The 14281-nt window shown below is 48.7% G+C and carries 7 protein-coding genes; 5 read left to right on the top strand and 2 right to left on the bottom strand.

Annotation, left to right across the window (positions count from 1 at the left end; genetic code table 11):
- Positions 1-28: 28 nt before the first annotated feature.
- Positions 29-3157 carry a SusC/RagA family TonB-linked outer membrane protein gene (locus M3090_RS10525; RefSeq protein ID WP_249056009.1) on the bottom strand — a complete coding sequence of 1043 codons (3129 nt, stop codon included), beginning with the start codon at positions 3155-3157 and terminating at the stop codon, positions 29-31.
- 398 nt (positions 3158-3555) lie between these two features.
- Here M3090_RS10525 and M3090_RS10520 point away from each other — a divergent pair, with 398 nt between their 5' ends.
- From M3090_RS10520 to M3090_RS10500, 5 genes are all read left to right on the top strand, one after another.
- Positions 3556-7479 (top strand): hybrid sensor histidine kinase/response regulator transcription factor, encoded by a 3924-nt coding sequence (locus tag M3090_RS10520; RefSeq protein ID WP_249056006.1) that lies wholly within the window; start codon positions 3556-3558, stop codon positions 7477-7479.
- A gap of 136 nt (positions 7480-7615) precedes the next feature.
- Positions 7616-8203, top strand: coding sequence for a TetR/AcrR family transcriptional regulator (locus M3090_RS10515; protein ID WP_249056004.1), 588 nt, complete (start codon positions 7616-7618; stop codon positions 8201-8203).
- 28 nt (positions 8204-8231) lie between these two features.
- Positions 8232-8978 (top strand): 3-oxoacyl-[acyl-carrier-protein] reductase, encoded by a 747-nt coding sequence (fabG, locus tag M3090_RS10510; protein ID WP_249056002.1) that lies wholly within the window; start codon positions 8232-8234, stop codon positions 8976-8978.
- Positions 8979-9076: 98 nt separating this feature from the next.
- Positions 9077-9757 (top strand): RluA family pseudouridine synthase, encoded by a 681-nt coding sequence (locus M3090_RS10505; RefSeq protein WP_249056000.1) that lies wholly within the window; start codon positions 9077-9079, stop codon positions 9755-9757.
- A gap of 4 nt (positions 9758-9761) precedes the next feature.
- Positions 9762-12290, top strand: a complete 2529-nt coding sequence (locus M3090_RS10500) for an alpha/beta hydrolase family protein (protein ID WP_249055997.1) — start codon at positions 9762-9764, stop codon at positions 12288-12290.
- Positions 12291-12919: 629 nt separating this feature from the next.
- Here the strand turns inward: M3090_RS10500 and M3090_RS10495 are convergent.
- A complete protein-coding gene (locus M3090_RS10495) occupies positions 12920-14248 on the bottom strand; it encodes a sigma-54-dependent transcriptional regulator (protein ID WP_249055995.1) in 1329 nt (442 codons plus the stop codon).
- Positions 14249-14281 lie beyond the last annotated feature (33 nt).

Genomic DNA, 14281 nt, shown 5'->3' with positions numbered 1-14281 from the left:
TGGTTTTCAATATTAAAGGTTCATGATGTTAGAAGGTGACGTTCAATCCAAATATGTATTGGCGAGGTGTGGGATACGAACTCATGTCGATGCCCGGGCGCAGACCGTCGAAAGCAAAGCTGTTTACTTCGGGGTCGTAGCCGCTGTAATCGGTGATGACGAACGCGTTTTTAACAGATGCAAATACCGATATGTTCTGGAAGCCGATTTTGTTCATCCAGGCCTTGGGCAATGCCCAGTTCAGGGTGATGTCCGAGCAGCGCAGGTAGCTGGCATCTTCCACGTAACGGTCGTACACGTATCCGCGCAATATGTCGCTTGTAGACGACGGATAGAGATTAGAATGGTTCTCCGGGGTCCACATGCCGTAGAAGGCGTCTTTGCTTACATTGTTGTTGGTTTGTGAGGGCATGTTGATGTAACGGTTGTTTGTATTGATGACATCGCGGTCGTGCACGCCGTTGAAGGCAGCAGACAGAGTCAGGCTCTTCCACGATACAGAAGTCTGGAAACCGTAGGTAAACCCGGGATTCGGGTTGCCGATGATGGTGCGGTCTTCTGCTGAGATGTTGCCGTCGCCGTCTTGGTCGATGAACTTGACATCGCCGGCTTTCGGGCTTGTGCCATCCACGGTTGTGTAATAGCCGGTAGAGCCGTCAGCTTTGGTAAACTTCACGCCTTCGCTGGTGATGTCTTCTTCTTGCACGATGCCTTGTGTCTGTAGGCCGAACAGCAGTCCCGGAGCTTCTCCTTCCAAGAAAATGTTACCCACGCCGAAGTGGTCGCCTATCGAGTTGCCATAGTAACCTATGCGTTCTCCCAGGCAGCCGAAAGAAGTCGGGTCTAAACCTAAGTTAGTGATTTTGCTCTTGTTCTTGCCGATGTTGGCGCTTACGCTCCATTTCCAGTCGCCTTTGTCGATGATTTGTGCATTCAGCGAGAACTCGACGCCTTTGTTGTCCAGCGAACCTTGGTTGTAGTAGGTCGAACTGAAACCGGCAGAACCGGGAAGGTCGCGCAGAATGAGCAAGTCGTCAGTCTTCTTCATGTAGATGTCTAACGTACCGCTAAGACGGGAGTCGAAAATACCGAAGTCTATACCGAGGTTCCACGAAGATGTCTTTTCCCATGTCAATCCGTCATTGGGCAGGTTGCTGACGAGCAATGTGCTCATGCCTGAACCTTGACCGTTGCCGATGGTGGTGGTACTACCCGAGTAGGTCGAGAAAGTGAAATAAGGATCTATACTCTGGTTACCTGTCATACCGTAGCTGGCGCGTATCTTCAGTTGGTGCAGCCAGGTGAGGTCTTTCATGAACTCTTCTTGTTCTACGCGCCAAGCGATAGAAGCTGAGGGGAAGTAGCCCCAACGGTTTCCTTTGGCAAATTTGCTGGAGCCATCGGCACGGATAGAGGCTGTTATCAGGTATTTGTCAAGGAACGAGAGGTTGACACGTCCCAGGTAAGACAACAGTTGGTAGTCCTTCTGGATAGGCATGTCGTGTGTGACGTTACCGGCCATGTGAAGACCATTCTCGCGCAGGTCGAAAGTGGAGAACTGTGTGCCGCGTGTGTTGGCGTTCAAGAATTTGTATTGGTCGTAAGTGACACCGGCCGTGGCGTCCAGGTGGAGCAGTTCGCCGAAGTCTTTGGTATAGTTCACCAGGTTTTCTACGTTGATGTTGCTCTTGTCGAGGTCGGAAATGGCCAGTAATCCATTGTTGTTCATGCCTTGGTAGAGTGACATGCCATACCAGCGTTTGCGGTCGTTGGTGTTCAGGTTGCCGCCGGCGCGGAAGTTGTAGCTCAATCCGTCGATGATTTGCCACCGCAGGTCTACGCTGGCATTGAAGGTCTTGTCGTTGGCAACGTCTACGTAGTCGTTCAGCCAACTGAGCACGGTTGTGGTGTTTTCGCCATTCAGTGACGGGTCATCGTCGGGTAACTGGAACGGAGCATAGTCCAAGGCTGTACGAGAGATAGCAGTGGTCGAACCGCCCAGCGTGCTACCGCCGGCCATCATGTTGTTCTGGCGGATAGAGCCGCTCATCGTCATGTTCAGATGAACTTTCTTGGAGATGTCGATGCCCAAGTTAGCGCGCAGGTCACCTTGTTGCAAGCCTGTTTGCTTCACGGTGCCGTTGATGTCTTTGAAATTGGCCGAAATGTAGTAGGTGATTTTATCCGTACCGCCGCTCAGAGACACAGAGTAGTTCTGCGAGAAAGCCGATTGGTAAATCTCTTTCTGCCAGTTGCGGTAGTTGATAAGACGATAAGTTTCCGGGTCGTTCGGATCATAATCGGCTAAAGCATCGCTGAATACATAGCGCATTTCATCTCCTACCTGGTAGAAAGGATATTGGCCGTTCTCGATGCGTGAGTTGCGGTAAGCTGCGTACTCTTGCAGGTTGGTCATCTCCATTAATTTGGACGGCTCTGCAATGGTGAAGTTGGCTGCTACGTTGACTTTCGCTTTGCCTTGGCGGCCTTTCTTGGTCGTGATGAGGATGACGCCGTTAGCACCGCGCGAACCATAGATGGCGGTAGACGAGGCGTCTTTCAGGATAGTAATGTCTTCGATGTCGGCGGGGTTAAGCGATGCCAGCGGGTCTTGGTTGATTTGGAAGTCACCGCCTCCCACAGATGACGAAGCGAACTCTCCGGCAGAGGCCATAGGCACGTTATCGATGACATATAACGGCTGGTTGTCACCTCGCAATGAACTGGCGCCACGGATTTGAATGGATGAGGCGGCACCTGTCATGGATGAAGCTGTGCTTACGACCAGACCTGCTACTTTACCGCTTAACAGGTTGTCCAGTGACACTGCTTTGGAAGCGTCGTTAGCGTCCGGACGCATCGTGGTCAGTGCGCCTGTTAAGTCTCCTTTACGTGAGGTGCCGTATCCCACGACAATTACTTCATCCAGCAGCTCTGTGTCTTCTGATAAAACAATGCGATTGCCCGTCAGTTGGCTCACTTTCAGTTCTTGGCTGGCATAACCGATGTAGGAGGCAATAATGGTATTCCCTACTTCTCCTTTGACACTGAAGTTCCCGTCAATGTCAGTGATACTACCGATAGTAGTTCCTTTCACTTGGATGGAGGCACCGATGATGCTTTCACCCGATTCGTCGACTACCTTTCCGGTAATCATACCTTGTTGTGCAAACAGCCCAGTGGGAAGTAACAACAAAGAGGTCAACAAACATGCGCATAGGTAACGCGCTTTACTAATCTTTGCTAATTTCATGGCCTTACTCTCATGATTTTTAGTTGAAACATTTGTTTATAACCGCGGTAATGCGACAGCAAAGTTTGCTTAAATAAGCCAGACTGATGTTTGAAAATCGCTAAAGTTTTTCCAATATTCAATAATTCATTGTTTGAGACGTCTATGAGAGTATCTTTCTAAGTAAAAACGAACAATAAAATATCTAAAATTGGAAGCCGCTCTTTCTTATTGTATAGTTGGACTGTATATTTCTTCGGGTTTCATGCTTCTTTTTTTGACTAAAATGGCTATCTTTGTGGCGTTACGAAATCTTGAAAACGATGGGAAAACACAGGCTTTTATTCCTATATATATTAATCAGCCTTGGACTGCCAGTCATGACGTTGTCGGCCGAAGACTATCTGTTCAAACAAGTATCTATATCCAAAGGCATGCCGGCTTCCATTCAAAGTGTATATGCTGAAAAAGGAGGTTTTGTATGGGTAGGAACCAAGAAGGGATTGGGACGTTTTGACGGCTACGAACTGAAGATGTATACACACGATGCAGATAACCCTTATTCTCTGCCAGGCAACGAGGTTTATCAGATCGTAGAGGATAGCTTGCGAAATCTTTGGGTGCTGACCGACAGTGATTTGGTCTTTTACGATAAAAGTTCCGCTCGTTTCTTGAAACTTTCGGGCAATGACGGAGTGAAAGCAACAACGTCTTGCCGATGGCCTGGAGGAATGCTCTTTTCTTCGAGGGCAGCTCTTTTTTTTTATGATTATTCAACTCGCCAATTGAAGAAAGTGGCTGATTATGGTGGCTGGGGCTCTTTTGTTAAAGCAATTGTGCCATGGGATGACCATACCTTGCTTTGCCTTCGATTATGGGAAGGGCTTTTTTTGTTGGATATTCGAACCGGAAAAATGAGGCCAGCTCCGATGGAACATTCAGAAGGCGTTACACGTATACTGTTGGATAGCCAACAACGTTTGTGGACTACCTCTTATAATAAAGGAGTATCTTGCTTTGATCGAGAAGGACATTTGCTGGCATCATATACTACGGAAAATTCTGACTTGAGTCACAATATTATTCTTTGTATGAGTGAGTATGAAGGTGATATTTGGATGGGAACAGATGGCGGCGGTATCAATATTCTTGATCCGGAAACGGGAAAGATAAGAGTCCTCACTTATATTCCAGGTGATAAAAATGCTTTGCCGGACAATTCCATTCAGAGCCTGTATGCTGATGCAGATAATCTTTGGGTGGGAAGTGTCAAAGGGGGCCTGATTAATATTCGCCGTTCTTTCATCCGGTCTTATTCTGATGTCCCACTGAATGCAAACAGTGGTTTGAGCGAGAAAGCGGTGTTGGCTTTTTGCCAAGAAGAAAGGTCGGGTGATATTTGGATTGGCACTGATGGCGGCGGCATTAACCGTTTTGAGCCCAATGCGCGTAATTTTGTCCATTATCCGCGAACTTGGGGCGAGAAGGTGACTTCGATTTGTTCTCTTAATGAACGTGAGTTATTGGTTACTTTGTTTTCCAAAGGTATCTTTGCTTTTGATAAACGCACGGGGATTTTGCGCAAGATTAATGACATTGACGCTATCGAGCAACAAGCACTATATGGTCGTAAATCGGTTTATGTATATCGTGATACTCCTTCATCTATTCTAATATTATCTTCTCATATCTATCATTATTTCCCAGATACGAGACGGGTGGAATGTTTGACTGGCGAAAAAAACAAGGCAGAAGGTGTCTTCACAATAGTTGGCCAACAGGGACCCTATACTTATTTACATGACATGCGCAGTATTTATAGCTTGGACGGGCGTAATGGTAGTCTGCAAGTTGTCTATTCGGTAGCTTCTCATACCATATTGCAGTGTGTGTGCCGCGATACAGAGGGTAAGTTTTGGGTGGGAACGTCAGAGGGATTGAGCCTTTATGACCCAATGACTCGTAGCGCGACTCCTTTGCAAGATACCACATTGAAAGGCGTTCTTTCACTTCTGTATGACAATGGTCGTCGTTTGTGGATTGGAGCGGAAAATGGCTTGTTCGTTTGGTTGCCCGAACGGAAAAAACTTATCTCGTTGGACGAATCAGATGGTGTGCAAGTTAATGGATATACGGAACGCGCAGTATTGAACGCTTCACAAGGAGGCATTTATATTGGAGGAATCAATGGCTTCGTGTATGTAGATGGCAATGTGGCTGATTTGGAAACGAACGATATGCCATTGCTTTCGTTGGGAGATATTATCAGTGGAGACCGTAGCCTGTTGGGGAAAGTCGATAAGGACAGCCGTGAATTGATGCAGGCTGTTAAAGATGGAACGGTTTCCATTAAATTGATGACTCATACCGATAATCGTTTCCGTAAACGTTTGTATCGTTGGCAGATTAATGGCGCTGATGAGCAGGTGGCGGAAGGCGGAGAGCCTGAAATCACTTTGCGTGCTCTTTCGCCAGGTACTTATCGCATTTGGGCCTCATGCAGTACAAAATATAGCGAGTGGATGCCGTGGAACCATATTGTGACTTTTACGGTGCCACCTGCTTGGTATCAGACGTGGTGGTTTGTTTTGCTTTGTGCTTTGTTTATTGCCAGTGCATTGGCCTATTTTGTCTTGCAGGCTATACGTCGCAAAGAAGAGAAAATGGTTCTGGCATTAAAGGAACATAAACAGCAGGTTTATGAAGAAAAAGTACGTTTCTTGATCAACATCAACCATGAATTACGTACGCCGTTGACGTTAATAAGTGCTCCACTGAGCCAGATTTTGCAGAAACTCTCTCCTGATGATGCTCTCTACCCACCTTTGAAGAACGTATTGAAACAAGCGAAACGAATGAAAAGCTTGTTGAATATGGTGCTGAGTTTGCGCAAAATGGAGATGAAAGAGACTAAATTGCAGATGAAGCCTCATTTGCTGAATGAATGGTTAAAAGAAACGGCTGATGATTTTTTATATGAAGGAAAAGAGCGGCATATAAGCCTGACTTATGAACTGGATGATGCTATCGGAGAGGTATGTTTCGACCAAGAGCAAAATGTAATCATACTGACCAATCTTATTGTCAATGCCTTTAAGCATAGTCCTGATGGCAGTTGCATTATCTTGCGTACGGAATTGGTGCAAAAAGGAAATGCTGTTCGTATATCGGTCATCGACCGTGGAGATGGCTTGAAAGGGGTAGATGCCACGCAATTGTTTACTCGTTTTTATCAAGGAGAAGGGGCTAAAGATGGAGCTGGCATAGGTTTGTCCTATTCAAAAATTTTGGTAGAGAAACATCATGGACAGATTGGCGCTTATGACAATTCTGATGGGGGAGCTTGTTTTTGGTATGAGTTACCTATGCGTCAGCCTTCTGAAAATGCCGTTTTCCAACCAGAGGAGTATTTGAATCACTTAGTGCAGTCGGAGGATTATATCAAGCCAGGTACACCGTTGACTGGAGAGGTAGACATGCACAATTATATTTGTCTATTTGTCGATGATAATCCGGATTTGCGACAGATGATAGCTACTACTTTTATGGGACGTTTTAAGAAATTGCATGTCGTTTCAGACGGACAAGAGGCGTTGGAGTGGATACGGCATGAGATGCCTGACGTTGTAGTCAGTGATTTGATGATGCCTCGTATGGACGGCTATGAGTTGTGCAGTTGCATTAAGGGCAATCCAGATTTGGCTTATATCCAGGTCATTCTGTTAACCGCACGTACCGACGAGCAAAGTCACATGGATGGATATAAAACCGGAGCAGATGCTTACGTGGAAAAGCCTTTTGAACCAGATGATTTGCTGGAGGTGATTCGTAATCGACTTTTCTTGCGTGAACAACTTAAATCAAGGTATGTGCCCGTTTCACCTACGTCCGAAGGCCCAGTTTCTTCGGCAGACGAAGCTTTCCTATATAAAATAAACAATTTAATTCGTAATCATTTGAGTGAAGAATTGTTGGATGTGACGTTCTTGTGCGAACAGATGGGAACCAGCCGCGCTTCGCTTTTTAACCGTGTGAAAGCACTGACTGGCATGGGCCCCAGCAACTACATCAATAAGCTGCGCATGGAATGTGCGGCCGAGATGTTGCGGAAAACGGAATTGAGCATGACTGAGATAGCTGAACGTACGGGCTTTTCTTCGTCTCGTTATTTTAGCACAACATTCAAGAAATACATGGGGGTTACTCCTACGCAATATAAAAGCGATTCTTTTCAACCGGCTTCTTGAAGTTTTTATGTCCGTTAGTCAAGGCCGTTGCTTGTCAATATGCTTTCACGGAAATTATATAGGTGGCAATTTGCTCGTTTCGGTGAAAAACTGTACTTTTGCTCAATTTATTAGCAAAATGTAAGCCAGAAGTATTATGACCGTTTCCAAAACCCGTGCCCAATTGGTAGATGTCGCCCGTCGGCTGTTTGCAAAGATGGGGGTGGAGAATACCACCATGAATGACATTGCTGTGGCTTCGCAGCGGGGACGTCGTACGCTCTATACTTATTTTAAAAGTAAAGAGGACATTTACTTGGCTGTGGTAGAGTCGGAGTTGGACATTCTGACGGATACGATGAAGCGTGTGACGGAGAAGGACATCCGTGCCGACGAGAAGTTGATGGAGATGATTTATACTCATCTGGATACGGTGAAGGAGGTGGTTTATCGGAATGGAACTCTTCGCGCAGATTTCTTCCGCGATACGTGGCGTGTGGAAACGGTGCGCAAACGTTTTGATGCCAATCAGGTGCTGTTGTTTAAAGAAGTATTGCGTGAAGGGATGCAGGCTGGTTTCTTTCGCATAGACGACGTGGATATGACGGCTGAATTGCTATACTATTGTATTAAAGGCATCGAGGCTCCCTACATCCGTGGCCATGTAGGCTCGGATTTAGATGACGGAACGCTGGACGTTTACGTGCGTCGTTTGGTGCTTCGGGCTTTAGGTATGGACTTATAATCAGAATTTTTAATTAATACAGAAAACTATGGGATTATTAGACGGAAAAGTTGCTATCGTGACGGGCGCAGCCCGCGGTATAGGCAAAGCTATTGCCTTGAAGTTCGCTTCAGAAGGAGCTAACGTGGCATTTACGGACTTGGTGATTGACGAAAATGCCCAGCAGACGGAGAAAGAAATCGCCGCACTTGGTGTTCAGGCCAAAGGATATGCTTCTAATGCAGCCAATTTTGAAGATACGGCCAAAGTTGTAGAGCAAATCCATAAAGACTTCGGTCACATTGACATCTTGGTAAACAACGCTGGAATCACGCGTGACGGCCTGATGATGCGCATGAGTGAATCTCAGTGGGACATGGTATTGAACGTCAACCTGAAATCGGCCTTCAACTTCATTCATGCCTGCACGCCTATTATGATGCGTCAGCGTAGTGGCAGCATCATCAATATGGCATCGGTAGTGGGCGTTCATGGCAATGCCGGCCAGTCTAACTACGCTGCTTCCAAAGCCGGCCTGATTGCCTTGGCAAAATCCATCGCTCAAGAATTGGGTTCGCGTGGTATCCGTGCCAATGCCATTGCCCCTGGATTTATTATCACTGCTATGACAGATGCCTTGTCTGATGAGGTAAAAGCCGAATGGGCTAAGCGTATTCCTTTGCGTCGTGGCGGTACGCCCGAAGATGTGGCCAATATCGCTACTTTCCTGGCTTCGGATATGTCATCTTACGTTTCCGGTCAAGTCATACAGGTAGATGGCGGCATGAACATGTAATTTAGTTAATGAAGAGTGGAGAATGAAGGGTAAAGGTTGGGGTATAGCCACCGGCCTGCTTTTGATTCTCCATTCTTCATTTTTTATTTTTCTTTAAAATGACAGTTGTTTACGAAGACAACCACATTATCATTGTCAACAAGACCGCTTCCGAGATTGTTCAGGGAGACAAAACGGGCGATACACCTTTGTCGGAAACTGTGAAACAGTATTTGAAAGAGAAGTATGCCAAGCCCGGCAATGTCTTTATCGGTGTCACTCACCGGCTGGATCGTCCCGTGAGCGGTCTGGTTGTTTTTGCCAAGACCAGCAAGGCATTGACGCGGCTGAATGAAATGTTCAGAGGCAGTGAGGTGCAGAAGACTTACTGGGCCGTGGTGAAAAACCGTCCGTCTCAGGTTGAAGGCGAATTGGTGCACTATCTGGTGCGTAATGAGAAGCAGAACAAAAGTTATGCTTACGATGCGGAACGTCCCGGCAGCAAGAAAGCTGTATTGCATTATCGTCTTATCGGCCGTTCGCAAAATTATTTTTTGCTGGAGGTGGACTTGAAGACCGGCCGTCATCATCAAATCCGTTGTCAGTTGGCCAAGATGGGTTGTCCCATCAAGGGGGATTTGAAATATGGTTTTCCCCGTTCCAATCCTGACGGCAGCATTTGTCTGCATGCTCGCCGTGTCCGTTTTATCCATCCGGTTTCCAAACAGTTGGTAGATGTGGAGGCTCCGCTTCCGTCGGGAAACTTGTGGAACGGCTTCGAACTTTTAACAATCAATTAATTCAATGAAAAGATTCCTTATTGTGTGGGTCATGTCGTTTGTGGCCCTGATGGTTTGCTCGCAAGAAAAAGTGACGGAATATGCGATGCGTCCGGCCGTTGTGGTGCGGATGCCTTTGCAGGGTGACAGCATCAATCAGAAAGGCGAAAAGTTTGGTGCGGCCGAGTTGCTGGAAACGCATGTCCCTTTCGACTTTTCCCAAGCGGGACGTGTGTCGGCCGATACGGCTGGTTATGTGACGGTGGAGAAACCGCAGGCTGATAATTTGCTTTACTTGTTTTCCACTCGTTTTCGGGCCGAACGTTTTATGAAAGGCAAGTTGAGAGTCTCTTCTCCGGCTCGTTTTGAGGTGTTTGTCAACGGGCGTTCCCGGCGTTCGAAGACTACGGCTGAAGACAGTTTGCCGCAGGTGCATCCTGTCGAGATTGACCTGCGTCTGGAGCCGGAGGCTGATTATGAAATCGTGGTCAAACTGCTTGCCGCGGCCGGAGATAAGGCGCAACCTGTGCTGAAATGCGAGTTGGAGAAAGACGAGGCGTTTTCCGATGTGCCCTGCCGCATGGCTCCCGATTTGAAACGTCGTCTTTCTTTGTTCGATACCAATTTCGGCAGCCGCGTGGCTTCGGTGTCTTTGTCGCCCGACGGCAAGTATCTGTTGACTCGATACAGTGATAACTATGACTTGAAGCGTTCGCGCTCGCATACGGAACTGACGGAGGTGAAGTCCGGGCGGGTTTTGCTGCCCAGTGTGGGTGAGAACATGAGCTGGATGCCTCAGGGAAATCGTTTGTATTACACCGTGACGGGCAAGCAAGGGAATGACCTTGTGGTCTACGACCCGGTCAGGGGGCAGGAGACAGTCTTGTACCGCAACATTCCGGAAGGGTATTTCACTTGGTCGCCCTGTGAAGATTTCCTTATATATACTGAGACCGAGGAGGGCGAAAAGGTCGAAGGCCCTTTGAAGCGTCTGTTGCATCCGGACGACCGTATCCCCGGTTCGCGCAACCGTTTTTATCTGGTGAAATATGATTTGTCGACTGGGCTTTCCGAACGTTTGACTTATGGCAGCGCCAGTGTTTATTTGAATGACATTTCGCCCGACGGCACGAAGTTGCTTTGCAGCACCCAGAAACCCAATATCACGAAGTGCCCCTTCTCGCTCACTTCTGTTTTCCAGCTTGACCTGGCTACTTTGCAGGCCGACACGTTGGTGAAGTGGGATGCCTACGTCAGTGGCGCGTCTTATTCGCCTGATGGCACCCGCTTGCTCCTGACGGGCAGTCCTTCGGCTTTTGGTGGTATCGGCAAGAACTGCGGCGAGCTGCCCATTGCCAATGATTTTGACACGCAGGCTTTCCTGATGGATTTGCAGACTCGTGAGGTCAAGCCTATCACCCGCGATTTTGCCCCGGCGATTATTTCTTCTGTATGGAACCGGGCAGACGGTTGTATTTATTTCAATACGACGGATCGGGATTGCCAGCATGTGTACCGTTATGTGCCGGACAAGGACGTGTTCGAGATGTTGCCGTTGGAGGAAGATGTGATTTATGGCTTTTCTCTGCCCGACGACGATGCTTCGCTCATGGCCTATGTGGGCGGTGGAAACACCAGCGCCGGCGTGGCTTATCTGTATGACCGCAAAAAAGGGAAGTCTGCTTTGCTGGCCGACCCGATGAAGGAAACGTTGGACAAGATAGAGCTGGGAGAGATGCAGCCGTGGAACTTTACGGCTGCGGACGGCACTCTGATTGAAGGCATGATGTGTCTGCCGCCCGACTTCGACCCGCAGAAGAAATATCCCCTCATTGTTTATTATTATGGCGGCACGACGCCCACTACGCGTGGCCTGACCAGTCCTTACAGTCCGCAGCTTTTCGCTTCGCGCGACTATGTGGTCTATGTCATCAATCCCAGCGGTGCCATCGGTTACGGGCAGGAGTTCTCGGCCCGTCACGTTAATGCGTGGGGCGACTGGACCGCCGACGAGATTATCGAGGGGACAAAGAAGTTTTGCGACGCCCATCCGTTTGTCGATGCCAAGCGCATCGGTTGCTTGGGCGCATCGTATGGCGGCTTCATGACGATGTACCTCCAGACGAAGACCGACCTTTTTGCCGCCGCTGTTTCGCACGCAGGCATCAGCAACGTGACCAGCTATTGGGGCGAGGGCTATTGGGGCTATTCGTACAACGGTGTTGCGGCAGCCGATAGTTATCCGTGGAGCCGTCCTGACTTGTTTACCAAGCACGGCGCCTTGTTCAATGCGGACAAGATTAATACGCCTCTCTTGTTGCTGCACGGAACGGTGGATACCAACGTGCCCATCGGGGAGAGCATCCAGTTGTATAATGCGTTGAAGATTCTGGGCAAACCCGTGGAATTTATTACCGTGGAGGGGGAGAACCATTTCATCAGCGATTACGAGAAGCGTGTTCTCTGGCACAATTCTATCATGGCTTGGTTTGCCCGCTGGCTGCAAGACAGTCCCCAGTGGTGGGACGACCTCTATCCGGAGCGTCGTTGGTAGCCGGTTGGCAGGCAGGCATACAAAAAACCGTTCCCTCGAATAGACAAGCTGGGAACGGTTTTTTTGTGTTAGTATGCTTACTCTTCTTCGGCCTCTCTCTGCAATCTTTACCTATGAATCCCCTTTCCGGGGTTGTTTCGGCCTCCCTCCCGCGCTGTTGGCCGTATTGCCAACCCGCAACGGGAAGAAGGACCACCACAAACAAACATAAACAGGACTGCTTACTTTTTTACTAACTCTTTAGGTCAACTCTTTTTTGTAGGTCTAAAAAACTATGCTTAAAGTTGGATTTAATAAGGTATCTGTATATATTTTCTTTCAAATACTGTGCCACGTCCGGCAGTCTCTTGTTTTTGGCCGCTTTTTTCTGCTTTCTGTCTAAAAGAAGTCAGCTTTCGGAAGAGGTTCCTTTCTTCCGAACAACAGATTTCTTTCTTTCGGACAAGGGCCCTGCTTCTCTCGAACGATAGCTATCTGCTTTAGATAGAGAACGATAGCGAATTGCGGAAAAGAAATCCGCCGACAGTGGGGTGTCGGCGGGAAATTGGTTTGTGGAAAAGAAGGACGCAGTGTGGAAAGTTGTGGAAAGTGTGGAACGTGTTGTGGAATTATTCCACACTTCTTCCTTTTTATGCCTCAATGCTGTATGCTTTCAGCTTGTTGTAAAGCGTTTTCCGGTCGATGCCCAGCAGTTGGGCGGCGCGGCTTTTGTTGTTGCCCGTTTGCCGCAGGGCCTCAATGATGTGTTGCTTTTCGGCCTCCTCGTTGCGCAGCGGCAAGTAGGGCGATGCGGGTGCAGCCTCGGGCAAGTCGCTCAAGTCGGCCGACGTGATGTAAGTCCCGGTGGCCAGCAGTGTGGCGCGTCGGATGGCATTTTTCATTTGCCGCAGGTTGCCGGGCCAGGGATAGCCCATCAGCAGTTGGGCGGCGCGTTCGTCAAATCCCGCCACTTCCTTGCCCATCTCTCGGTTGGCTTGGTTCAGGAAAGAGCGTGCGAACAGCATGATGTCTTCTTTCCGGTCTTTCAGCGTCGGGATGCGCAGGGTGAACTCATTGATGCGGTGATACAAGTCTTCGCGGAACAAGCCTTTCTCGATGGCCAGTTCCAGGTTTTCGTTGGTGGCAGACACCAGGCGCACGTCCACCTGGATTTCTTTTCCCGACCCCACAGGGCGTACCTTCCGCTCTTGCAGGGCGCGCAGCAGTTGTACCTGTACTTCATAGCTTAGGTTTCCTATCTCGTCCAGGAAAATCGTACCGCCGTTGGCCTCGACAAAAGCACCCGTCTTGTCGCTTGTGGCACCTGTAAACGCTCCCTTTACGTGCCCGAAAAACTCCGATGCCGCCAGCTCCTTGGGGATAGACCCGCAGTCGATGGCTATGAACGGATGGCCGGCACGTTTGCTCAGCCGGTGGATGCGGTGGGCTACGTATTCTTTGCCTGTTCCGCTGGCACCGTTGATAAGGACAGACATGTTGGTGGGTGCCACCAGTCGGACATAGTTGTACAGTTGGCGGGCTGCCTCGCTTTCCCCTTCAATGAAGTCCGTCGTTTCCTCCGTCGATGTCTCTTTGACTTTGGCCGCCGCCGGAGACGTTCCGGTGTCCAAGGCTTCGCCTATTTTTTTCAGCAGCTCGTCTGGGTTGACAGGCTTGGCCACGTAGTCCCTTGCCCCCATTTTCATGGCTTGCACTGCCGACTGGATATCGGCATATCCCGTCATGATGATAAGCGGTATGGACATTTGCTCGTCTGCCAGCCAGCGGAGCAGGTCGGTCCCGTCGTGGTCGGGCAGGCGCAGGTCGGACAGGATTAAATCCACGTTCTCCGTTTCGAGGTGTTTCCGGGCACGGGCCACATTGCTGGCCGAGGCTACTTGGAACCCCTTCTTTCCCAGCCACGTCTTCAGCATCATGCCATAGGTGATGTCGTCTTCTACGATTAAAATGGATTTCATTGCCTTCACTTTAGGTTTTCTTTTGCCAACAAA

The sequence above is a fragment of the Bacteroides sp. ET71 genome, assembly GCF_023336905.1.
Lineage (GTDB): Bacteria > Bacteroidota > Bacteroidia > Bacteroidales > Bacteroidaceae > Bacteroides.
The sequence above is the reverse complement of the archived record's forward strand: the minus strand, read 5'-3'. Positions and strand labels throughout refer to the sequence as shown.